Raw genomic sequence first — 22,388 nt, 5'->3', positions numbered from 1 at the left:
CCTCACCCCAACCGCCGGGTCTCGGCCTCGGTCTACCGCCTGCCTGTCAGGGTGGGGCGGTGAGCGGGGTCAGGTGCCAGCCGGATGGGGTGTGCTGGATGAGGCCGAGGTCGGCGAGGGTTTCCAGGCAGTGCTGAGTGGTCTCCAGGTCCAGGCCGGCCGTGGTGGCGATGCGTGCGGCGGGCGCCGGGTTGACGACCGGTACGGCGTCCATGGTCCGGCGCAGGTCGTGGTCGAGGTCGTCGATCGGGTTCCTCGGCGCCTGTGGGTACGACGTCAGTCGGGTGCCGAGCGGGGAGACCGCCTCGATGATGTCCTCGACGTTGGTGACGAGTACGGCGTCCCGCTCACGGACCAGCAGGTGGGAACCCTCGGACATCCGCGAGGTGATCGGGCCCGGCACGGCGAGGACCGCCCGACCGCACTGATCGGCCCAACCGGCACTGTTGAGCGCCCCACTCCGCACGGCTGCCTCGATGACGACCGTGCCGAGGGTTGTCGCGGCGATCAGCCGGTTCCGTGCGAGGAACCGCAACCTCGTCGGCGAGCAGCCGGGCGGCAGCTCGCTCATCACCAGCCCTGACTCCACGATCCGGCTGAACAGCGCCGAGTTCCTGGTCGGATAGCTGACGTCCGCCCCACACGCGAGCACCGCCACGGTCACTCCCGAGCCGGCCAGCGCACCTCGATGCGCCGCCGCGTCGATCCCGAACGCGCCGCCCGAGACCACCGTGAACCCGTTGTCCGAAAGCCCCGCCGCCAGCTCAGCCGCGACATGTTCCCCGTACGACGAACTCGCGCGGGCACCCACCATCGCGACGGATCGCTCGAGCACCTGGCGGAGATTCGCCGCCCCGCGGACCCACAGGCCGAACGGCACCCCGGCTCGGCGTGTCAACTGCCCCGCGTCCGCGAGCACTTCCACCTGATCCGGCCACTCGTCATCGCCAGGGATGACGAACCGCACTCCCGCCGCAGCCGCGCGCTCGAGGTCCCGCTCCGGTCGCGCGTCGTCCAACCGCGCTGACCACCGCTCGGTCCGGGGCCCGTTCCGCTGAAGCAGCTCCCAGATCTCCAGCACGTCCAGCCCGGCGAACGTCTTCAAGGCGGCGAGGTCGCCCGGCTCCACGACGCGGGACAACCCCGCGCGCACCAAGCGCTCGTTGTCGTCCGGACTGCCGATCGATGACGTCGGGACCTCGTCCCGTCCACCCGAGCCGGCCAGTTGAGTGCAGTTGACGGTCATGCTGCGGTTCCCTTCAGCGGGCGGTGGTCCGACAGGTCGGTGAGCGGTTCGCCGGTGCGTAGTTGGAAGGCTTGGTGGGTGAGCTCGGCGGTGGGTCTGTCGAGGCCTTGGAGATCGGCCAGCGTCCAGGCCAGGCGGACGACCCGGTCGAAACCGCGGGCGGTGATCCGGCCGGCGGCGTACAGGTCCTCGAGCATGGTGTGGCCGGCCGGATCGAGTGGGAAGTCACGGCGCAGGACCGGCCCGGGGACCTCGCTGTTGAGGCCCCAGCCGAGGTGGCGGTAGCGGAACGCTTGTCGGTCCCGGGCGGCGCCGACGCGCTGCGCCACGGTCGCGGTCGACTCGGAGACCTCGCCGGTGGCTCCACGAGCAGCGGGCAGGATCTGGCGCTGGATGTCGATCCGGTCCTTGATCGGCCCGCTGATGCGCTGCTGATACCGCGCCAGCACCTGAGGAGTGCAGCTGCAGATCGCACCGGCCGTGCCCGCCAGCCCGCACGGGCACGGATTGGCCGCGAGCACGAGCATGAAGCGCGCCGGGAACTTGGCGACCGCCGCTGAACGGTGCACCTCGATGAACCCGGACTCCAGCGGCTGCCTCAAGGTGTCGAGGGTCAGCGGATGCATCTCGGGCGCCTCGTCGATGAACAGGATCCCTCGATGCGCGCAGCTGATCGCACCCGGGCGTGGCATGCCCGAACCGCCGCCGACCAGGCTCGAGAGGGACGCGGTGTGGTGCGGCGCGATGAACGGCGGCCGGACCACCAGCTCCGCGTCGCCGGTCAGCAGGCCGGCCAGCGAATGCACCGCGGACACCTCCAAGGAGTCGTCGGTGCTCAGATCCGGCATCAAGCCGGCCAAGCGCTCGGCCAGCATCGTCTTGCCGGAGCCTGGTGGTCCGTGGAGGAACAGGTGGTGGCCGCCGGCAGCCGCTGCCTCGATCGCTCGACGGCCTTCCTGCTGGCCGATGACGTCGTCCAGGTCGACCTCGGGCACCCTGGTCAGCGACTCCGACAGCAGCCGTGGCTCGGCCCGTGGCGGCGCCTCGTCCGGGATCTCGGCTCCGCGCAGCATGGCGACCACCTGTCGCAGCGATCGCATCCCGTAGACCTCGATGCCGGGGACCAGACGCGCCTCGCCCGCATTCAGCTCGGGGACGATGATGCGTTCGAAGCTGGAGCGGGCGGCGGCCAGGGTCATCGCCAGCGCACCGCGGACCTCGCGGATCCGGCCGTCGAGACCGAGCTCGCCGATGATCGCGGTCTGTCGCAACGAGCCGGCCTCGAGCACCCCGGCCGCCGTGAGCAGGGCACAGGCGATCGCGACGTCGTAGTGCGAGCCGGTCTTGGGAAGGGTGGCGGGGGACAGGCCGATCGTGACCTTGCGGTCGGGGAATCGCTCGCCGCTGTTGACCACGGCGGCGCGGACGCGGTCGCGCGCCTCGGACAGCGAGGCGTCCGGTAGCCCGATGAGGGTCGTCTTCGGCAGGCCCTGGGCGATGTCCGCCTCGACCTCGACCAGGTGGCCTTCGAGGCCGACGAGCGCCACCGACCAGGTCTGTGCGAGCGGCATCAGGCGGCGCCCCTCACGTGGTCGACCTGAGGCGGCGTGTTGTGGTCGAAGAGAACGGCGACGATGTCGATTCGGACCGTCCCCGGATTGAGCTGGTGGGTCTGCAGCCACCGGCCGGCGAGCTTCCGCAGGGTGGTGAGCTTCCGGTACGTGATCGACTCCAGCGGGCTGCCGTAGTTGAGCCCGCGGCGGGTCTTCACCTCGCAGACGACGAGCGCGTTGCCGTCCCGCGCGACGATGTCGATCTCGCCGAGCTCGCAGCGCCAGTTGCGCTCGAGGATGACGAAACCTTCGGCCGTGAGATATCTGGCGGCGAGATCTTCGCCGTACCGCCCGACTGCGTTCTTGGTCCGCATCGATGACCACCTCCGACACAGAACATGCCGGGATCGGGCGCCGGATTTTCAGCGACTTTCGGCGCTGTGGACAACGCGACAGCCGCCCGCGCCGAGGCACGAGCGGCTGTTGAGGGTCATCGAGCAGTGGTCACTGCTCGGTGTCGCGAGGGTTCAGTTGCGCATGTGTTTACCGCGGGTCGGTTTCTGCGGCGGCGTCCGGACGGCGCGGAGCTCGCTCTCCGGCCGGATCGCCTGCAGACGTCCCGACCCGGGGTCGGTGTCGGCCATGTCGTAGTCCCAGCTGTCCTCGTTCGCCAGCCGGCTGTGCCAGCGCCCGTACAGCCCGTAGATCAGCAGGCCGAGGAGCATCCAGATGCCGAACTTGGTCCACGTGCTCGTCTTCAGGTTGAGCATCAGCCACAACGTCGCGCCGAGCGACAGCAGCGGGATCAGCGGCACCATCGGCACCCGGAACCCACGCTCGAGGTTCGGCTCGGAACGGCGCAGGGTGAGTACGCCGATCGCACAGAACGCGAAGCAGAAGAGCGCACCGATGACCAGCAGCTCCTCCAGCTCGAGCACCTTCGGGTACAGCGTCAGCGCCAGCGCCGCGAAGCCGGCCGCGGCGGCGGCACGCGCGGGGGAGGAGTAGACCCGGCTGACCCGGCCGAGGCTCTTCGGCAGCAGACCGTCGCGGCCCATGTTGAACAGCACCCGGCTCTGCGCGATGAGCACCACCATGATCACGGTCATCAGCGCGAGCAGCGCGCCCAGGTTGACCACCTTCGCGGCCCAGCCGACGCCGACCGCGGCGAGCGCCTCCGACACCGGTGCGCTGCCGCCCAGCTCGCCGTACGGGCGCATGCCGACCAGCACGACGGCCATGGCGATGTAGAGGATCGTGACGGCACCGACGCCGAGCAGCATGCCCTGTGGGACCGTCTTGCGCGGGTTGCGGGCGTCCTCGGACGCGGTCGCGATGAGGTCGAAGCCGATGTAGGCGAAGACGATCGAGCTGGCCGCGGTGAAGATGCCCATCATGCCGAACGAGCCGAACGACGAGTCGAGGATCCAGCCGAGCAAGGTCGGGCTCGCGGTCGCGGGCGCCGCCCGGGCCATCGGCACGAACGGCTGGTAGTTGCCCGTGTCGATGTGCATCGCGCCGACGACGATCACCAGCAGGATGACCGCGACCTTGGCGATGACCACGACGGTCAGGACCCGGGCGGACAGCTTGGTACCGGTGACGATCATCGCGGTCAGGAACAGCAGCAGCACGGGGGCGACCAGGTTGACCTCGGCGTCGGGGCCGAAGAACTGCGCGACGCCGGCCGGAAGTGACACCCCGAATCCGTCCAGGGTGGCCAGGAAGTACGCCGACCAGACGCGGGCGACGATCGCGGCTGCGGTGACGAGCTCGAGCACGAGCGCCCATCCGACCAGCCAGGCCCACATCTCGCCGAACGTCACGTAGCTGAAGGTGTAAGCGCTACCCGAGACGGGGATCGTGGACGACAGCTCGGCGTAACAGGCCGCGGCCAGCACGCACACGATCGCGGCGATGACGAACGACAGGATCACGGCCGGACCGGCGACCTTGGCCGCCTGGTTGCCGCTGATGCTGAAGATGCCGGACCCGATCATCACGCCCAGGCCGAGAACGACCAGGTCGCGACGACCGAACAGGCGCGGCAGACGGTGCCGCGCGTCCTCGACTCGAGTGAACGCCGACTCGACCGGCAGGCGCCGGCCTACGGTCTGTCCGTTCGCTGAGGGGGCCATGGTCAGGGGTGCCTCCGTTGCTACTAGGGCAATCGGGCCGAACAGTAGTCGACCGTCGGGCTATCGACCAGACCTCCTCTCCTCGGCCCCCGCGCGGTGCCTTGCGATGCCGGGTCCGCTCCCGCATCGTCGGGGCATGGCGCCGGACGAAGTCAGTACAAACCCTTCCTGGCCGGAAGGTTTCACAGCGTTACTGACCGACTACGAACGGCATCTGACGGCGGAGAGAGACCTCAGTCGACATTCCGTCAGAGCGTACCGTGGAGACGTCGCGGATTTACTCGAACATTTGATTCGGCTTGGTCACGATGATCTCGAGGCCCTCGACATCCGGGGGCTGCGGTCCTGGCTGGCCAAGCAGCAGAGCCTCGGCAAGTCGCGCAGCACGATGTCGCGCCGGGCGACCGCCGCGCGGGTCTTCACGGCCTGGGCGCAGCGGACCGGGCGGATCACCACGGACCCGGGCGCGCTGCTGGCGAGTCCACGGCCGCACAAAAGCCTTCCCGGCGTACTCGGGCAGGCGGACACCCGTGCGGTGCTGGACGCGGCGGCTGTCGCGGCCGACGACGGCAGCCCAATCGGCCTCCGCGACTTGGCGATCATGGAGTTGCTGTACGCGACGGGCATCCGCGTCGGCGAGCTGTGCGCGCTCGACGTGGACGACATCGACACCTCGCGGCGGGTCGTGCGCGTGCTCGGAAAAGGGCGGAAGGAGCGCTCGGTGCCGTACGGCGTGCCGGCGTCGGACGCGCTCCGCCGGTGGCTGGACGAGGCGCGACCCCAGTTGGCCCGGCCGGGGAGCGGGCCGGCGGTGTTCCTCGGCGCTCGCGGCGGGCGGATCGATCAGCGAGCGGTACGACGCCTTGTGCACCAGCGGATCGGAGTCGTCGACGCACCGGACCTGTCGCCGCACGGGCTGCGCCACACGGCCGCGACCCATCTGCTGGAAGGTGGGGCGGACCTTCGCAGCGTTCAGGAACTGCTCGGCCATGCGTCGCTGGCGACCACTCAGATCTACACGCACATCTCTACCGATCGCCTCCGGAAGGCTTACGAGCAGGCGCATCCGCGCGCGTGAGGCAAGCCCGTCCGGGCCGGACTGGTGGTGACGCCCGGTGCCCGGCCGCCGCGTCGACCCGGCGGTCCGGCCGTCCGGCGGATGCGTCCGAGAGACGTGAGGCAGTGCGCGGGGTGCGGCGGGGCGGTGGGGGAATGCGGCAGACTTCGGGGCATGCGGGTTTCGGCGAAGTCTGACTATGCGTTGCGTGCGCTGATCGAGATCACTCAACGCTGGGTCGCCAACGACCCGTCGGTGGTTTCGGCGGAGGAGCTGAGCCGCGCCCAGGGGATCCCGCATGGCTTCCTGCAAGGCATCCTGGCCGACCTGCGGCGGGCCGGGGTCGTCTCCAGTCAGCGAGGGCAGTCCGGCGGGTGGAAGCTGGCGGTGGATCCGAACGAGATCTCCGTGGCTGACGTGATGCGGGCGGTGGACGGGCCGATCGTGAGCATCTCCGGCGTCCGGCCGGAGAGCGTCGCGTACAACGAGCGGGCCGTCGTGCTGCAGCGGGTGTGGATCGCCGCCCGCGCGAGTCTGCGGGACGTGCTCGAGCACACGACGCTCGTCGACCTCGCCAAGAACAAGCTTCCGGCCGGGGTCGAACGACGTTCCCGCGACGAGGACGCCTGGCAGGCGCGAGTCCCCGGCAGCTGAGTCGGATCTGCTCATCTCAGTGCCGCCTGATCAGTAGTCCGGCCCCGACGGTGAGGGCTGCGGTCGTGGCGACGACGGCTGCGGCTGTGCGTTCGCCGCGTGGAACCGGTGGGTCGGCCAGGGCGTGGACCTGCGGTGGATCTGCACCTGGCGAGGTGGGCGCCGGATTCCCGTGCTCGGCCGGGGGGCTGGGGGCAAAGTGCGGAATGACGTGCGCTGGGTGTTGTCGGGCGGCGTGGCGGACGGACCCAGGGTCAGGTTGGGGTCTCGGGGTGTGGGGGAGTAGGCGGACTGGGCGGGTGGGGAGGAGGGTTAGCGGGTTGAGGTAGTGCTTGCCCTCGAGTAGCCCCCAGTGCAGGCAGGTTGCGGGGGCGCAGTGGGAGCCGGCCGCGGAGAGGCGGCCGACGACGGTGCCGGGGTGGACCGGCGTGCCTACTTCGACGGACGGGACGACTGGCTCGTACGTCGTACGGCGGGGGCCGGTGGACACGACGACGACGCCTCGGCCGGCTAGGTGACCGGCGTACGTGATGGTGCCGGCGGTGGCGGAGCGGACGGGTTGGCCGGGGGAGCCGGAGAGGTCTACTCCGCGGTGGCCTGGGAGCCAGGGTTTGGCGGGCAGGTCGAAGGGGTGCACGATCGCGGGGCGTGGGGTGAGCGGCCAGACGGCAGGCTCGGACGCCGCGGCTGCCGGTGCGGTGGTCGCAACGGTCCAGGAGACGGGGACGACAAGGGGCAGGACGGGCAGGAGACTCCGGATGGGGTTCATGCAGGAAATGTGCCGTCGGGGCGGGCGCTCACAGACGGTGATTTCACAGGCTGTGGACAAGGGGTGGCCGGTTCGCTTCCCGCGGGGGTGGTCACGTACACTTCCGGTGGCGTCCCATGTGAGTGGGGCGACTACGCATGCCCGCACAAGAGCGCGTTCTCCTCGGTCCCGGCTGATGCCGGGATGAGTTCGTGCGACGGGCATCAGGAGTGGCGGACCGCCCGGTCCGTCGCGAGACAACCGAGTAGGCCCGGACAGGAACTGCGCCCGGGCCGACAAACAGGCCCGGATGAGCGCCCGGGCCGACAGGAGGAAACACCCTCATGGCCGTCGTGACCATGAAGCAGCTCCTTGAGAGCGGCGTGCACTTCGGGCACCAGACCCGGCGCTGGAACCCGAAGATGAAGCGCTACATCCTCACCGAGCGCAACGGCATCTACATCATCGACCTGCAGCAGTCGCTGTCGTACATCGACCGCGCCTACGAGTTCGTCCGCAGCACGGTCGCCTCCGGCGGCTCGATCCTGTTCGTCGGGACCAAGAAGCAGGCCCAGGAAGCGATCGCCGAGCAGGCGACCCGGGTCGGCATGCCCTACGTGAACCAGCGCTGGCTGGGCGGCATGCTCACCAACTTCCAGACCGTCAACAAGCGGCTGCAGCGGCTCAAGGAGCTCGAGCTCATCGACTTCGACGACGTGGCCGGTTCGGGCGTCACGAAGAAGGAGCTGCTGCAGAAGCGGCGCGAGCACGACAAGCTGCTGAAGACCCTCGGCGGTATCCGCGACATGGCCCGGGTCCCGGCCGCCGTGTGGATCGTGGACACCAAGAAGGAGCACCTCGCCGTCGACGAGGCGCGCAAGCTGAAGCTGCCGATCATCGGCATCCTGGACACCAACTGCGACCCGGACGAGGTCGACTTCCCGATCCCGGGCAACGACGACGCGATCCGTTCGGTCGGCCTGCTGACCCGCGTGGTCGCCGACGCCGTCGCCGACGGCCTGATGGCCCGCTCGGGCCAGGGTGCCGCCGCGGCCGGTGAGGAGTTGGGCGCCGAGGAGCCGCTGGCCGCCTGGGAGCGGGAGCTGCTGGAGAGCCAGAACGGCACCGCCAAGACCGACGCGGTGGCCGAGCAGCCGCCGCTCGCCGAGTCCGGCGCGGTCGCGGAGACCGTCGCCAAGGCCGACGACACCCCGGTCGTGCCGGTCAACCCGGCCGAGGCGTCCGAGAAGTCCGACGAGGCCTGAGTGCCCGTGGCCGCCCGGTTCGCGCCGGGCGGCCGCACCCGGACCGTACGGCGCGCCCCGGCCACGATCCGGGACACCGGAGAGAACACGAGGCCGGAACACGGCGCGGACCGGGCCGGGAAACCGCCCGCCGCAGTCCCCCCAAGCTGACGCCCCGACAAGACGAGAGAACGAGGAATGGCGAACTACACCGCCGCTGACGTGAAGAAGCTCCGCGACGCCACCGGTGCGGGCATGATGGACGCGAAGAAGGCGCTCGAGGCGACCGACGGCGACTTCGACAAGGCGATCGAGGAGCTGCGCATCAAGGGCGCGGCCAAGGCCGCCAAGCGCGGCGCCGAGCGCTCCGCCACCAACGGCCTGGTGGCCGCGGCGGAGAACGCCCTGGTGCAGCTCAACTGCGAGACCGACTTCGTCGCCAAGAACGAGCAGTTCCAGCAGCTCGCCGCCGACATCGTCGCGCACGCCGCCGCCAGCAAGGTCGGCGACGTCGAGGGCCTGCTGAACGAGAAGCTGGCCGACGGCAAGAGCGTCGCCGAGAACATCGAGGCCCTGGCCGCGGTCATCGGCGAGAAGCTCGAGCTCGGCCGGGTGGCCGTGTTCGACGGCACGGTGGCGGCGTACATGCACAAGCGTGCCGCGGACCTGCCGGCCCAGGTCGGCGTACTGGTCGAGTTCGAGGGTGACAACCTGGACGCCGCCCGGGGCGCTGCCATGCAGGCCGCCGCGATGCGGCCGCTGTACACCACCCGCGACGAGGTCCCGGCCGAGACGGTCGAGAACGAGAAGCGGATCGCCGAGGCGACCGCCCGCGAGGAGGGCAAGCCCGAGCAGGCGCTGCCGAAGATCGTCGAGGGCCGGGTGAACGGCTTCTTCAAGGAGGTCGTGCTGCTCGAGCAGCCGTCGGTCCAGGAGAGCAAGAAGACCGTCAAGGCCGTGCTCGACGAGGCCGGCGTGACCGTGAAGCGGTTCGCCCGCTTCGAGGTCGGCGCCTGACCTCCGAAGGACGAGCAGCCACAGCAACGATCGAGGAGGCCGGAATCGTGACGGAAACCCTGGGTACCGAGACGAGTCCGGCCTCTTCGCCGTTCGCGCCGGCCTATCACCGGGTGCTGCTGAAGCTGTCGGGTGAGGTATTCGGCGGCGGCAAGCTCGGCGTCGACCCGGACGTGGTGAACTCGATCGCCAAGCAGATCGCCGAGGTGGCCCGGGCCGGTGTCCAGGTCGCGGTGGTCGTCGGCGGTGGCAACTTCTTCCGCGGCGCCGAGTTGCAGCAGCGCGGGATGGAGCGCAACCGGGCCGACTACATGGGCATGCTCGGCACGGTGATGAACTGCCTGGCGCTGCAGGACTTCCTGGAGAAGCTCGGCATCGAGACCCGGGTGCAGACCGCGATCACCATGGGGCAGGTCGCCGAGCCGTACATCCCGCGCAAGGCCGAGCGGCACCTGGAGAAGGGCCGCGTGGTCATCTTCGGCGCCGGCTCCGGCATGCCGTACTTCTCCACCGACACCGTCGCCGCGCAGCGGGCGCTGGAGATCGGTGCCGAGGCGCTGCTGATGGGCAAGCAGGGCGTGGACGGGGTGTACGACTCCGACCCGAAGAAGAACCCGGACGCGGTCAAGTTCGACCAGCTGTCGTACGACGACTTCCTGGCCCGCGGTCTGCGGGTGGCCGACGCCACCGCGATCAGCCTGGCCCGGGACAACGCGCTCCCGATCGTCATCTTCGGCCTGGAGGAGGGCAACATCGCCCGGGTCGTGCACGGCGAGAAGATCGGGACGGTCGTCTCCCCGGGCCAGTGAGCCGGGTCCCGAGGACCGGGGATCGGCCTCGCGGGGGACAAGCACTAGGATCGGTCGACACACGGGCATGACGTCCGTTGTCTGGTAGACCTGCGTTCGTAGGGTTAGGTGGCCGCGCCGAGGCGGCCCTGAGGAAGCGAGGAATGCCGTGATCGACGAAGCTCTCCGCGAAGCCGAGCAGAAGATGGCGAAGGCCGTGGAGGTCGCGAAGGACGACTTCGCCGCGATCCGCACCGGCCGGGCCCACCCGCAGATGTTCGCGGGCCTCCTGGCCGACTACTACGGCAGCCCGACGCCGCTGCAGCAGCTGGCCGGTTTCCAGGTGCCGGAACCGCGCACGGTGCTGATCTCGCCGTACGACAAGGGCGCGATGGCGGCGATCGAGAAGGCGATCCGCGACTCCGACCTGGGCGTCAACCCGGGCAACGACGGCGCGGTGATCCGGGTGGTCATGCCGCAGCTGACCGAGGAGCGGCGCAAGGAGTACATCAAGGTCGCCAAGTCCAAGGCCGAGGAGGCCCGGGTCTCGGTGCGCAACATCCGCCGGCACGCGATGGACCAGGTGCACAAGACCGTCAAGGACGGCGACGCGGGTGAGGACGAGGGCAAGAGTGCTGAGAAGCGGCTCGACGGGTTGACGAAGAAGTACGTCGACTCGATCGACGACCTGCTCAAGCACAAGGAAGCCGAACTGCTCGAGGTGTGATGGGCGTCGAGAGCACGCCTGCGCCGAGTCCCAGCCCGAGCCGCGCCGGCCGCAACCTGCCGGCCGCGATCGCGGTCGGGGTCGGCCTCGGCGCGCTGATCCTCGGATCGCTGTTCTGGCAGAAGGTCCTGTTCGCCTTCCTGGTGCTGGCGGTCGTGCTGCTGGCCGTCGACGAGATGATCAAGGCGCTGCGGACCGGCGGCGCGGTCATTCCGCGGATCCCGCTGTTCGTCGGTACGGCGGCGATGCTCCTCTCGGCGTACTACGGCGGCCCGATGGCGCTGCTGGTCGCGATGGCGCTCACGGTGCTGGCGACGATCTTCTGGCGGATGCCGGGCGGCTCGGTCGGGTTCGTCCGGGACACCAGCGCGGGCGTGTTCCTGATCGGCTATGTCCCGTTGCTGGCCGGGTTCGCGATCCTGCTGGTCCAGCCGGAGGCGGACGGGCCGCAGCGGGTGCTGACGTTCTTCCTGGTCGTGGTCGCCAGCGACGTCGGCGGGTACGCGGCCGGGGTGCTGTTCGGCAAGCACCCGATGGCGCCCACGATCAGCCCGAAGAAGTCGTGGGAAGGCTTCGCGGGCTCGACGCTCGCCTGCATCGGCGCCGGGATCGGTTCGGTCGTGTGGTTGCTGGACGGGGACTGGTGGGCCGGCGCGATCATCGGCGCGGTCGCCGTCTGCACCGCGACCGTGGGCGATCTCGGCGAGTCGATGATCAAGCGCGACCTCGGTATCAAGGACATGTCGAACCTGCTGCCCGGCCACGGTGGCGTGATGGACCGGCTGGACTCCTTGCTGGCAACGGCTCCGGCCGTCTGGCTCGTACTCCACCTGCTCGCCCGGTGAGGAACCGATGACGATCGCGCCCGACGGGCGGTCGCTGGCCGGCACCGTCGTACAGCTGGACCGGCTAGTTGCTGGTGACATCGAGCCGCTGTACGACGCGATCGCGCACGAGCAGGTGTATGCGTCGGGCTTCGGCGGCGGTGTCGCCGGGCTGCCCGCCGCTCCGGCGGAGATGGCCGCGCAGTGGATCAGGTCGTCGGCGCAGCGGGTGGCGTACGTCGTCCGGCTGGTTGCCGACGGCACCGTCGTCGGTACGTCGAGCCTCGGCGACGTGGACCTGGCCAACGAGTCGGTCCACCTCGGCTGGACGGCGTACGCGCCGGCGGTGTGGGGGAGCGCGGTCAACCCGGAGTGCAAGCTCCTGCTGCTGCGGCACGCGTTCGAGGACTGTGGTTTCGGCCGGGTGAAGATCCAGACCGGTACGGCGAACACGCGGTCGCAGGCCGCGATCGCGAAGCTGGGCGCTACGCGTGAGGGCGTACTCCGCCGGCACAAGAGGCTCGCGGACGGGTCGTTCCGCGACACCGTGGTGTTCTCGATCCTGGCCGACGAGTGGCCGGCGGTCCGCAAGCGGCTCGAGGACCGGCTCAGCTGACGGTGCTGCGCGTGCCGGCCAGCTCGGCCAGGGCGGCGTACGAGGCGACCAGGTCCGAGCGGTCGTAGGTGCTTGTCGTGAGCAACACTTCGTCGGCCGCGGTACGGCGTACCAGTCCGCCCAGCGCCTCGTCCACCTCCGACGCGGTGCCGTAGATCTGCCCGCTCAGCGACTGCTCGAAGTACTCGCGCTCCTTGTCGGTCATGTCCCGGTCCCGCACCGGCTCCAACGGCGGGAAGACGCCACGCGTGCGCGAGTAGGCGCTGGACCACGCTTCAGGCAGCAGCAGCCGACGAGCCTCCTCGGTGGTCGCCGCGACCACAGCAGTCGTTGCCAGTACGACGTACGGCTCAGGAGCCCACGTGGACGGCTGGAACTCGGTGCGGTAGCGGTCCAGCAGTCGCAGCAGGTCCGACTCCGCCTTGACGCCCGCGATGACCAGAGGCAGGCCGAGTGACGCTGCGATGAGTGCACCGTCTCCGACCGCGAGAACGAACGTTGGGACGCGCAGACCCTCACCAGGGCGCGCGTGGACCTGATTCTCGTGCGTGCCCTCGAAGTAGGCGAGTAGCTCCTGTACCTGGGCGGCGAAGTCCTCGGTGGCGTCCTTCTCGACGCCGAGTGCCCGGCGAATGCCGTTGGTAAAGCCGACTGAGCGACCTAGACCCATGTCGATACGTCCGGGGAACAGTGACTCCAGCACGCCGAACTGCTCGGCCACGACGAGCGGACGGTGATTCGGCAGCATCACGCCGCCTGTGCCGACGCGGATCCGGCTGGTGCCGGCTGCGACGGCCGCTGCCAGGACAGTCGGCGCTGAGCCGGCCACTCCGGGGACGCTGTGGTGCTCTGACACCCAGAACCGCTGGTAGCCGAGCTCTTCCACCTGCCCGGCGACTGTGACCGTCTGCCGGAGGGATTCGGCCTCCGACTCGCCGATGCGGGTCCGCGAGCGGTCGAGCACCGACAGCGGGACTCCGGACAAGGCAGGCATACGAAGTGCAACGGCCGGTTCGGTGAGGTCATTCCTTTCGATCAGGATCGAAAGGGTTGGTGAGTTTTTCACCGCGCTCTGCCAGCGGGTGGAAACTGAGTGCTGGGTGGCTACGCCCGGTCATCCATCGAGTCCGAGGAGTGACATGAGGATCCCGAAGCACACCACGACGAGACTCAAGGCCGCCGCATGCGGTCTGGCGCTGATCGCCGCCACCGCGTTCCCGCTGGCATCCACACCGAGCGCCACTGCGGCAGCAGTCGAGGTGTCCAGCGCCGTACAGGCTCAGGCCGCGGCCGCCGCCAAGCCGGTGCCGGCGCTCGGCTACTCGACGCAGACGCTGAAGACGCTGAACATCGACTTCCAGTACCAGCAGACCGGCTACTGGTGCGGTCCCGCGGCCACCCGGATCGCCCTGTCGGCGCGGATCTCGCCCCCGAGCCAGCAGCAACTGGCGAACGAACTGCCGACCGACGAGAACGGCACCGACTGGATCGGGCAGGTGACCCGGGTGCTCAACAACCACCTCGGCACCGGCTGGTACGAGACCAAGGAGATGCCGAACGACCCGCCCACGCAGGCCCAGCGCGACCTGCTCTGGCGGGACGTCGTCCTCGACATCGACAACAACTACCCGATCGTCGCCAACATCGTTGCTCCGGCCAACAACCACCCGCCGGGCTACCCGAACTACACGATCTGGCACTACTTCACCGTGATCGGCTACGACACCAGCGACATGACCGTGCTGATCGCCGACCCGGCCGGCTTCGCCCCGACCGCGACGTACTGGCTCACGTTCAACCAACTCGCCACCCTGATCCCGCCCAAGGGCTACTCGGCCTGACCGGCGCGCCGCCGTGCTCACCGGTCCGCCCCTTCGGTGAGCACGGCTGTGATCCTGGGCACGTGGGGGATGTGAATTTGTGAAGCACGTCGGCGGCGGGCGACAATGGGTCGGTTATGACTACCTCCCTTCCGCTCGTGTTCGATGAGCCGCGCCGCGCCAAGAAGCCGCCGCGGCACCTGGCCGACCTCAGCGGGGAGGAGCGGCGTACGGCGGTCGCCGCGCTGGGAGAGCCCGCGTTCCGGGCCAAGCAGCTGTCGAACCACTACTTCTCCCGGCTGGTGTCCGACCCGGCCGAGATGACCGACCTGCCGGCCGCGACCCGGGACAAGCTGGTCGCTGAGCTGATGCCGCCGCTGCTGACCCGGGTGCGCGACCTGGAGTGCGACAACGGGCAGACCCGGAAGACGCTGTGGAAGCTGCACGACGGCTCGCTGGTCGAGTCCGTCCTGATGCGGTATCCGGACCGCGCGACCATGTGCGTCTCCTCGCAGGCCGGCTGCGGGATGGCGTGCCCGTTCTGCGCGACCGGGCAGGCCGGCCTGACCCGCAACATGACCACGGCGGAGATCGTCGAGCAGGTCGTCGACGGCGCCCGCGCGCTGGCTCGCGGCGAGGTCGCCGGAGGTCCGGGCCGGGTCAGCAACATCGTCTTCATGGGCATGGGCGAGCCGATGGCGAACTACAAGGCCGTCATCGGTGCGGTCCGGCGGTTCACCGACCCGTCGCCGGAGGGGCTCGGCATCTCCGCGCGGGGGGTGACCGTGTCGACCGTCGGCCTGGTGCCGCGGATCAACCAGCTCGCTACCGAGGGCATCCCGGTCACGCTTGCCCTGTCGCTGCACGCGCCGGACGACGAGCTGCGGGACGAGCTCGTGCCGATCAACAACCGCTGGAAGGTCGACGAGGTGCTGGACGCGGCCTGGGCGTACGCGCAGCAGACCAAGCGCCGGGTGTCGATCGAGTACGCGATGATTCGCGACATCAACGACCACGCCTGGCGGGCGGACCTGCTGGCGGAGAAGCTCGCCGCCCGCGGCGACTGGGGCTGGGTGCACGTCAACCTGATCCCGCTGAACCCGACGCCCGGCTCGAAGTGGACCGCCTCCGACCCGGCCGACGAGCGTGAGTTCGTCCGCCGCCTGCAGGCCGGCGGCATCCCCACCACCGTCCGCGACACCCGCGGCCAGGAGATCGACGGCGCCTGCGGCCAGCTCGCCGCCGCCTCCAACTAGGGCGTGTCCGCGGCCAACTGTGGCGTGTCCGCGGCGCTGAGGACCGCAGCGAGGGCTTCAGGTCGCGAGAGCATCGGCCAGTGGCCGGTGGGTAACTCGACCAACTGCCAGTGTGGTGACCGCAGGGCTTCCTGAACGTCGGGGGAGGGCGACTCGCCCGACATCAGGCACCTGACGTACGTCGTCGGCAGCTCACCGATCGGACGGGTCAACCGCGCCGGCTGAGTGAGCGTCAAGCCCGGATGCGGCGTACTGCGAGACACGAGCAGACGGATCGCCTCGTCCGGGAGGTCCTGTCCGGCGAAGTACTCCGGAGCCGCGGGGAGCCACGTGCCGTCACCCTGGATCAGTTGCTCGTCGAGCCACGTCCGCTCGTCCTCGGGCCAACTGTCCGCGAACGACCTGCCGTCGGCCGGGATGCCGGCGTCGACGTACACGACCCGCTTCAGGCGGTCGCCGATCCGTCCGGCCGCCTGCCCGACGGGGATTCCGGAGTAGCTGTGCCCGACCAGCACCACGTCGGACAACTCGTAGCCCTCGACCACCGAGACGATGTCGTCGACGTGCTGTTGCTGCCCGACCCGATGCGCCTCCGGCCCACCCCGTTCGGCGAGTCCGCTCAAGGTGACGGCGTACACATCGTGCCCGGCGGCCCGCAGACGCTCCGCGACGGCGTCCCAGACCCACGCACCCAGCCGAGCCCCGGGCACGAGTACGAATTCACCCATGCCGCGCACAGTAGACCAAGCCCACGACCTCGTGGATTCGGGCGGTGGGATGATCGAGGGGTGAAGATCCTTTCGATTCAGTCGGCGGTGGCCTACGGGCATGTCGGGAACTCGGCGGCGGTGTTCCCACTGCAGCGCATCGGCGTGGAGGTGTTGCCGGTCTACACGGTGAACTTCTCCAACCACACCGGGTACGGCGCGTGGCGGGGGCCGTTGATCAGCCCGGACGACGTACGCGAGGTTCTGCTGGGGATCGAGGACCGGGGAGTTCTGCCGCAGATCGATGTGGTGCTCTCGGGTTACCAGGGCGGTGAGGGGATCGCGGACGTGATCCTCGACGCGGTGAAGCGGGTGAAGGCGGCCAATCCGGCGGCGGTGTACTCCTGCGACCCGGTGATGGGCAATGCGAAATCCGGGTGCTTCGTCGCGCCCGCGATTCCGGTGCTGCTGCGTGACCGCGTCGTTCCGGCGGCGGACATCATCACGCCCAACCAGTTCGAGCTGGGGTTCCTGACCGGCACCGAGCCGGACACGCTCGACTCCACGCTCGCCTCGGTGGAGCTGGTCCGCGCGACCGGACCGCGCACGGTGCTCGTCACCAGTGTCGAGCGGCCGGACCGCGAGGAGGGCACGATCGAGATGCTGGCCGTCGGCGACGACGGGGCCTGGCTCGTGCAGACGCCGTACATCCCGATGAAGGCCAACGGCTCGGGCGACGTGACGGCTGCCCTCTTCACCGCGCACCTCCGCCGCACCGGCGATCTCGCGGACGCGCTCGCCCGGACGACCTCGAGCGTCTTCGAGCTGCTCACCCGAACCCATGAGTCCGGTCAGCGCGAGTTGCAGCTGATCGAGTCACAGGAGGCGTACGCCCACCCGAAGCTGGAGTTCACCCCTCGCCGGGTCGCCTAGCCGACCCGTCCATCAACCCACCAGGGCCGCGGCTTCCTCGATGGTGTCGACGAGGTGGATGGTGGCGGCCATCGGGCGGGTGGCGGCCAGGGACTGGAGGAGGGGCCAGACCGGGAGCTTGGTGGTCCAGTGGTGGACGTCGACCAGGATGAGCGGGATCTGGGTGGCCTGGTCGCCGTAGTAGTTGGGGGTGACGGCCTGGAAGATCTCCTGGACCGTGCCGGCCGCACCGGGCAGGTAGAGGATGCCGCCGCGGGCGCGGCTCAGCAGCACGTCCTCGCGCTGGGCATTCGAGAAGTACTTCGCGATCGACGACGCGAACACGTTCGGCGGCTCGTGACCGTAGAACCACGTCGGGATCGACACCCCACCATCGCCCGGGAACTCCCGCCGTACGTCGAGCCCCACGCCGGCCCACGCCGCCACCGACGGACGGAACGATGGTACGGCGGCCAGCTTGGACAGGGCCCTGTCGAGCCCGGCATCGTCGTACGCCGCCAGCGAAGCACCCAGGTTGGCCGCCTCCATCGCACCCGGACCACCGCCGGTGACCACCGTCTGACCGGCCCGGGCGAGTGTGCGACCGAGCAGCACGGCCGAGCGGTACGCCGTACTGCCGCGAGCGATCCCGTGGCCGCCCATCACGCCGATCCACGGCTTGTGGTCGGGCAACTCGGTCAGGGCGTCGGCGATGGCGTGGTCGTGCAGGGCCGCCGCGAGCGTCCGGCTGGTGTCGCCCTTCTCGTCGTGCTGCCGGGACCACGCGTAGATCTGGGCGTCCGGGGTGGCGTCGTACCCGTTCTCGAGGCCGGCGTAGAGCTCCTCGGCGTCGTACAGCGTGCCGCGGTAGGCGTCGAAGGGCAGGGCGGGGATCGCCGGGAAGATCAGGCCGCCGCCGTCGCGGATCCAGGCCTCGGCCTTCTCCTCCAGGGCACAGCCGAGGAACAGCGAGCCGCGCGGGTCCATCCCCAGGAGGTTGGCCGTCCGGGCAGTGAGGTCGACGGACTGGACCCGCCAGCCTTCCATGGTGACCGCGCCGGCGGCCACGACCCGGTCGAAGTAGGCGAGCGACTCGATGTCGACGTGCGGGATGCTCGGCAGTGTCACGGAGAGCACCTTAGTCGCACCCCTGGGCCGCGATAGACGTTCACTATCAGGTGAGGTAAAGGTTGGACATGACACATGCGGAGCTCTGGGAGCGTCACAAGGCCGTCATGCCGGACTGGCTCGCGTTGTACTACGAGGAGCCGATCGAGATCGTGCAGGGGTCCGGCCGCCGGGTCACCGACGGTGAGGGCAACACCTACCTCGACTTCTTCGCCGGCATCCTGACCAACGCGATCGGCTACGACATCGCGGAGATCTCCGACGCGGTGCGCGAGCAACTGGCCACCGGGATCGCGCACACCTCGACGGTGTACCTGATCCGCAAGCAGATCGAGCTGGCCGAGCAGATCGCCGAGCTCTCCGGGATCCCGGACGCCAAGGTCTTCTTCGCGAACTCCGGCACCGAGGCGAACGAGGCGGCGATGATGCTCGCCACCCAGAACCGCCGGTCCAACCAGGTCCTCGCGATGCGGAACTCCTACCACGGCCGCGGCTTCGGCACGGTCGCGATCACCGGCAACCGCGGCTGGTCCGCGAGCAGCCTGTCCCCGGTGAACGTGCAGTACGTCCAGGGCGCTTACCGGTACCGCAGCCCGTTCCGCGACCTGCCCGACGCCGAGTACATCAAGGTCTGCGTCGACGACCTCCGCAACGTCATCGAGACCACGACCGCGGGTGACGTCGCCTGCCTGATCGTCGAGCCGATCCAGGGCGTCGGCGGGTTCTCCTCCCCGCCCGACGGGCTGTACGGCGCGTTCAAGGAGGTCCTGGACGAGTTCGGGATCCTGTTGATCGCGGACGAGGTGCAGACCGGCTGGGGCCGCACCGGTGAGCACTTCTGGGGGATCCAGGCGCACGACGTGGTCCCGGACGCGATGACGTTCGCCAAGGGCCTGGGCAACGGGTTCGCGATCGGCGGCGTCGTCGCGCGGCCCGGCCTGATGGACAGCCTGAGCGCGAACTCCCTGTCCACCTTCGGCGGCAACCCGATCTCGACCAGCGCCGCCAAGGCGACCATCGACTACGTGCTCGACCACGACCTGCAGGCGAACGCGGCCAAGCGCGGCGCCCAGCTGGCCGACGGGCTGCGCGGGATCTCCGAGGAGTTCCCCGAGCTCGGCGACGTCCGCGGCAAGGGCCTGATGCTGGCGGCCGAGATCGTCAAGCCCGACGACAAGAGCCCCGACCCGGCCACCACCGCGAAACTCCAGCAGGAGACCAAGAATCGCGGCCTCCTGGTCGGCAAGGGCGGCCTCTACGGCAACGTCCTGCGGATGGCGCCGCCGATGACATTGACCGAGGCTGAGACCACGGAGGCGCTCGACATCATCCGCGACTCGTTCAACACCCTGCGCTGAGCAAAGAACAGGGCCCCCGGTCGACCGGGGGCCCTGAAGGTCAGAGCGGAGCTTCCGACGAGGTCGCCGCTTCGGCGGCCGACGGCGGGGGAGTCCCGCGGACGCGGCGTTGCCGGCGGGAGCGGCCCTCGAGGTAGCGCGCCAGCACCGACAGCAGCGAGCACAGGCCGATGTAGATGATCGCGACCACGATGTACGTCGGGATGTACGGGAAGCCGTACTGGAGCCGGCCACCCATCTGCTTGGCGACGTACAGCAGCTCGGCGTAGGTGATGATGAAGCCGAGCGCGGTGTCCTTCAGCAGGACCACGAGCTGGCTGACGATCGCCGGCAGCATCGAGGTGATGGCCTGCGGCAACAGGATCAGCCGGACCACCTGGTTCTTCCGCAGGCCGGTGGCGTACGCCGCCTCCCGCTGACCCTTCGGGACGGCGGCGATACCGGCGCGGAAGATCTCCGCGAGCACCGAGCCGTTGTAGAGGGTTAGACCGAAGACGACCGCCCAGAACGGGCTCAGGCCGAGCTGGAACTGCAGATTGCCGTAGTAGAAGAAGAACATCAGGATCAGCAGCGGGATCGCCCGGAACAGCTCGACGACGAACGTCGCCGGTGCCCGGAACCACCAGTGGTCACTGATCCGCGCCGCCGCGAAGATCGCACCGAACAGCAGCGCGAGCACTGCGGCCAGCCCGGCCGCCTTGAGCGTGTTGACCAGACCGCTGAGCAGCTCCCGCTGGATCGACTCGTAGGTGAACTGGATCCAGCGGCGTTCGGCGAACTGTCCGCTCTCGTTCAGCCGGTAGACCACCCAGCCGATGGCGGCCAGCACGGCGACGATGACGATCGCGTTCAGGATCCGGTTGCGCGCCTTCGCCCGCGGGCCGGGTACGTCGTACAGGACCGCGCTCATCAGGCCACCGCCGTCCGTCGCTCGGCCCACCGCTGCAGGAAGACCAGGGGGATGATCAGGATCAGGAAGCCGATGGTGATCCAGACCAGCGTGGCGATCTGGTTCTCACCGCGTTCGGCCATCACCGCCGGGATCGCACCGGCCTCCGCGACCGAGAAGCCGGCCGCGATCGTGGTGTTCTTCAGCAGCGCGATCATCACGCTGGTCAGCGGCGGCACGATCGCCCGGAACGCCTGCGGGAGGACGACGATGCCCAGCACCTGCAGGAACGTCATGCCGACCGAGCGGGCGGCCTCGGCCTGGCCGGCCGGGATCGTGTTGATGCCGGAGCGGACGACCTCACAGACGAACGCCGAGGTGTAGACCGTCAGCGCGACCACCGCGGACCAGAAGAACGTCGGCAGCGAGATCTGCATCTTGGGCGCGCCGAAGACGAGGAACGCGAACACCAGGGTCAACGGGGTGTTGCGCAACGTGTTCACGTAGCCGGTGCCGATGGCACGCAGAGCCGGCACCGGGGAGACCCGGAACCCGGCCAGCACGGTGCCGAGCACCAGGCTCAGAACCGCGGCGATCAGGAACAGCCGGAGGGTGGTCCAGAACCCGTCGACGAACAGTTCCCAGTTGTCGGTGAGGACCGAGAGCATCGCGACCTTCCAGAAATGAGTGGCGCGCAGTCCCTGGAATCAGCGGAGCGCGGACCGGCCGCGACGCCCTGCAGGACGCCGCGGCCGGGAGTGGATCAGTACTTCTCGAGCGGCGGCGGGGTCGAGTCCGAACCCGACTTGCCGAGCGTCTCGTCGTAGATCTTCTTCCAGGTGCCGTCGGAGGCCGACTTCTCCAGGATGGTGTTCACCTGGGTACGCAGCGCCTTGTCGGCCAGCGGCAGGCCGATGCCGTACTTCTCGGTGCTGAACGGCTTGCCGACCACCCGGAGCTCGTCCGGCGCGGTCGCCGCGTAGCCCTTGAGGATCGCGTCGTCGGTGGTGACCGCGTCGACCTTGCTGTCGAGCAGCTGCGAGACACACTCGGAGTACGTCTTGAACTCAGAGATGTTGCTCGCCTCGGTGAGCTGCTCGTCCTTGACCCGCTGGATCGGGGTGGACCCGGTGGCCGAGCAGACCTTCTTGCCCTTCAGCGCGGTCTTGCCGCCGTCCATCGAGGTGTCGTCCTTGCGGACCAGCAGGTCCTGGCCGGCGATGAAGTACGGACCGGCGAAGCCGACCTGGGTCTTGCGCTTGTCGGTGATCGAGTAGGTGCCGACGTAGTAGTCGATCTCACCACCGGCGAGCGCGGTCTCGCGGTTCGCCGACGGGATCTCCTTGTACTCGATCTTCTCCGGGTCGAAGCCCAGGTTGGCCGCGACCATCCGGGCGACCTCGATGTCGAAGCCGCAGCGCTTGCCGTCGGCATCCTTGTAGCCGAGGTTCGGCTGGTCGGCCTTGACACCGACGACCGGGTTCCCGCGGGACTTGATCTTGGTGAAGGTCGCGCTGCCGGCGACGTCCGCGCCGCTGGCGACGTCGAACTTGTGCAGTTCGCCGCAGGCGTCGGAGGCGGTGTTGCCGCCGCCGTCGCCACCGCCGGCGGCGGGCTCGTCGGACCCGCAGGCGGCGGCGGTCAGCGCGAGCGCCGCGACGCCGAGGCTGGCGACGAGGTTGCGCATTCTCATGATCTGGTTCCCC

23 protein-coding genes are annotated in these 22,388 nt (G+C 69.5%); 12 read left to right on the top strand and 11 right to left on the bottom strand.

The genetic code is table 11. The features are described 5' to 3' along the window. Window positions 1–46: 46 nt before the first annotated feature. The 4 genes from dprA to ACQPYZ_RS23870 form a co-directional block, all read right to left on the bottom strand. Window positions 47–1,246 (bottom strand): DNA-processing protein DprA, encoded by a 1,200-nt coding sequence (gene dprA / locus ACQPYZ_RS23885; RefSeq protein WP_433160012.1) that lies wholly within the window; start codon window positions 1,244–1,246, stop codon window positions 47–49. Continuing rightward, the gene (locus tag ACQPYZ_RS23880; protein WP_433160010.1) at window positions 1,243–2,817 is read right to left on the bottom strand and encodes a YifB family Mg chelatase-like AAA ATPase; all 1,575 of its coding nucleotides are present in this window, start codon (window positions 2,815–2,817) and stop codon (window positions 1,243–1,245) included. The genes dprA and ACQPYZ_RS23880 overlap by 4 nt, the downstream gene beginning before the upstream one ends. Beyond that, window positions 2,817–3,173 (bottom strand): YraN family protein, encoded by a 357-nt coding sequence (locus tag ACQPYZ_RS23875; protein ID WP_433160008.1) that lies wholly within the window; start codon window positions 3,171–3,173, stop codon window positions 2,817–2,819. Before ACQPYZ_RS23875 ends, ACQPYZ_RS23880 begins: the two co-directional genes overlap by 1 nt. Window positions 3,174–3,326: 153 nt before the next feature. Next, a complete protein-coding gene (locus tag ACQPYZ_RS23870) occupies window positions 3,327–4,937 on the bottom strand; it encodes an APC family permease (protein ID WP_433160007.1) in 1,611 nt (536 codons plus the stop codon). A 136-nt stretch (window positions 4,938–5,073) separates the two neighbouring features. Here ACQPYZ_RS23870 and ACQPYZ_RS23865 point away from each other — a divergent pair, with 136 nt between their 5' ends. Together ACQPYZ_RS23865 and ACQPYZ_RS23860 are read left to right on the top strand one after the other, a co-directional pair. Beyond that, the gene (locus ACQPYZ_RS23865) at window positions 5,074–6,015 is read left to right on the top strand and encodes a tyrosine recombinase XerC (protein WP_433160005.1); all 942 of its coding nucleotides are present in this window, start codon (window positions 5,074–5,076) and stop codon (window positions 6,013–6,015) included. A 153-nt stretch (window positions 6,016–6,168) separates the two neighbouring features. Further along, window positions 6,169–6,648, top strand: coding sequence for an RrF2 family transcriptional regulator (locus ACQPYZ_RS23860; protein WP_433160003.1), 480 nt, complete (start codon window positions 6,169–6,171; stop codon window positions 6,646–6,648). Between the two features lie 16 nt (window positions 6,649–6,664). Here the strand turns inward: ACQPYZ_RS23860 and ACQPYZ_RS23855 are convergent, their stop codons facing one another. Further along, window positions 6,665–7,417, bottom strand: coding sequence for a peptidoglycan DD-metalloendopeptidase family protein (locus tag ACQPYZ_RS23855; protein WP_433160001.1), 753 nt, complete (start codon window positions 7,415–7,417; stop codon window positions 6,665–6,667). Window positions 7,418–7,740: 323 nt separating this feature from the next. Between ACQPYZ_RS23855 and rpsB the strand changes: the two genes are divergently transcribed. From rpsB to ACQPYZ_RS23825, 6 genes are all read left to right on the top strand, one after another. Continuing rightward, the gene (rpsB, locus tag ACQPYZ_RS23850; protein WP_433160000.1) at window positions 7,741–8,661 is read left to right on the top strand and encodes a 30S ribosomal protein S2; all 921 of its coding nucleotides are present in this window, start codon (window positions 7,741–7,743) and stop codon (window positions 8,659–8,661) included. Between the two features lie 177 nt (window positions 8,662–8,838). Beyond that, entirely contained in the window at window positions 8,839–9,657 is an 819-nt protein-coding gene (gene tsf, locus ACQPYZ_RS23845; protein WP_433159998.1) for a translation elongation factor Ts, read from the top strand. A 47-nt stretch (window positions 9,658–9,704) separates the two neighbouring features. After that, window positions 9,705–10,466 (top strand): UMP kinase, encoded by a 762-nt coding sequence (gene pyrH / locus ACQPYZ_RS23840; RefSeq protein WP_233712267.1) that lies wholly within the window; start codon window positions 9,705–9,707, stop codon window positions 10,464–10,466. Between the two features lie 151 nt (window positions 10,467–10,617). Further along, complete coding sequence (frr, locus tag ACQPYZ_RS23835; RefSeq protein WP_433169742.1) at window positions 10,618–11,172, top strand: ribosome recycling factor; 555 nt, start codon at window positions 10,618–10,620, stop codon at window positions 11,170–11,172. Further along, window positions 11,172–12,017: a phosphatidate cytidylyltransferase gene (locus ACQPYZ_RS23830; RefSeq protein ID WP_433159997.1), complete on the top strand. Its 846-nt coding sequence runs from the start codon at window positions 11,172–11,174 to the stop codon at window positions 12,015–12,017. The genes frr and ACQPYZ_RS23830 overlap by 1 nt, the downstream gene beginning before the upstream one ends. Window positions 12,018–12,024: 7 nt before the next feature. After that, window positions 12,025–12,612 carry a GNAT family N-acetyltransferase gene (locus tag ACQPYZ_RS23825; RefSeq protein WP_433159995.1) on the top strand — a complete coding sequence of 196 codons (588 nt, stop codon included), beginning with the start codon at window positions 12,025–12,027 and terminating at the stop codon, window positions 12,610–12,612. Here ACQPYZ_RS23825 and ACQPYZ_RS23820 read toward each other — a convergent pair. After that, window positions 12,605–13,606 carry an LLM class flavin-dependent oxidoreductase gene (locus ACQPYZ_RS23820; protein WP_433159994.1) on the bottom strand — a complete coding sequence of 334 codons (1,002 nt, stop codon included), beginning with the start codon at window positions 13,604–13,606 and terminating at the stop codon, window positions 12,605–12,607. The two genes, ACQPYZ_RS23825 and ACQPYZ_RS23820, sit on opposite strands and share 8 nt — an antisense overlap. Window positions 13,607–13,751: 145 nt before the next feature. On the opposite strand from ACQPYZ_RS23820, the gene ACQPYZ_RS23815 reads away from it, so the two are divergent. Both ACQPYZ_RS23815 and rlmN read left to right on the top strand, forming a co-directional pair. Next, on the top strand, window positions 13,752–14,453 hold the full coding sequence (locus ACQPYZ_RS23815; RefSeq protein WP_433159992.1) for a C39 family peptidase: 702 nt from the start codon (window positions 13,752–13,754) through the stop codon (window positions 14,451–14,453). 116 nt (window positions 14,454–14,569) lie between these two features. Then, window positions 14,570–15,688 carry a 23S rRNA (adenine(2503)-C(2))-methyltransferase RlmN gene (gene rlmN / locus ACQPYZ_RS23810; protein ID WP_433159990.1) on the top strand — a complete coding sequence of 373 codons (1,119 nt, stop codon included), beginning with the start codon at window positions 14,570–14,572 and terminating at the stop codon, window positions 15,686–15,688. Here rlmN and ACQPYZ_RS23805 read toward each other — a convergent pair. Next, window positions 15,685–16,416: an alpha/beta fold hydrolase gene (locus ACQPYZ_RS23805; protein ID WP_433159989.1), complete on the bottom strand. Its 732-nt coding sequence runs from the start codon at window positions 16,414–16,416 to the stop codon at window positions 15,685–15,687. The two genes, rlmN and ACQPYZ_RS23805, sit on opposite strands and share 4 nt — an antisense overlap. Window positions 16,417–16,476: 60 nt before the next feature. Between ACQPYZ_RS23805 and pdxY the strand changes: the two genes are divergently transcribed. Beyond that, complete coding sequence (gene pdxY, locus ACQPYZ_RS23800) at window positions 16,477–17,328, top strand: pyridoxal kinase PdxY (RefSeq protein WP_433159986.1); 852 nt, start codon at window positions 16,477–16,479, stop codon at window positions 17,326–17,328. A gap of 12 nt (window positions 17,329–17,340) precedes the next feature. On the opposite strand, the gene ACQPYZ_RS23795 is transcribed toward pdxY, so the two are convergent. Beyond that, window positions 17,341–18,435: an LOG family protein gene (locus tag ACQPYZ_RS23795; RefSeq protein WP_433159983.1), complete on the bottom strand. Its 1,095-nt coding sequence runs from the start codon at window positions 18,433–18,435 to the stop codon at window positions 17,341–17,343. A gap of 68 nt (window positions 18,436–18,503) precedes the next feature. Between ACQPYZ_RS23795 and ACQPYZ_RS23790 the strand changes: the two genes are divergently transcribed. After that, a complete protein-coding gene (locus ACQPYZ_RS23790) occupies window positions 18,504–19,793 on the top strand; it encodes an aspartate aminotransferase family protein (RefSeq protein WP_433159980.1) in 1,290 nt (429 codons plus the stop codon). Window positions 19,794–19,833: 40 nt separating this feature from the next. Here the strand turns inward: ACQPYZ_RS23790 and ACQPYZ_RS23785 are convergent, their stop codons facing one another. The 3 genes from ACQPYZ_RS23785 to ACQPYZ_RS23775 form a co-directional block, all read right to left on the bottom strand. Then, entirely contained in the window at window positions 19,834–20,703 is an 870-nt protein-coding gene (locus tag ACQPYZ_RS23785; protein ID WP_433159979.1) for an amino acid ABC transporter permease, read from the bottom strand. Then, window positions 20,703–21,350 carry an amino acid ABC transporter permease gene (locus ACQPYZ_RS23780; protein WP_433159976.1) on the bottom strand — a complete coding sequence of 216 codons (648 nt, stop codon included), beginning with the start codon at window positions 21,348–21,350 and terminating at the stop codon, window positions 20,703–20,705. The genes ACQPYZ_RS23785 and ACQPYZ_RS23780 overlap by 1 nt, the downstream gene beginning before the upstream one ends. A gap of 95 nt (window positions 21,351–21,445) precedes the next feature. After that, the gene (locus ACQPYZ_RS23775; protein ID WP_433159974.1) at window positions 21,446–22,375 is read right to left on the bottom strand and encodes a glutamate ABC transporter substrate-binding protein; all 930 of its coding nucleotides are present in this window, start codon (window positions 22,373–22,375) and stop codon (window positions 21,446–21,448) included. Window positions 22,376–22,388 lie beyond the last annotated feature (13 nt).

This window comes from Kribbella sp. CA-247076 (genome assembly GCF_050942445.1).
GTDB lineage: Bacteria > Actinomycetota > Actinomycetes > Propionibacteriales > Kribbellaceae > Kribbella.
The sequence above is the reverse complement of the archived record's forward strand: the minus strand, read 5'-3'. Positions and strand labels throughout refer to the sequence as shown.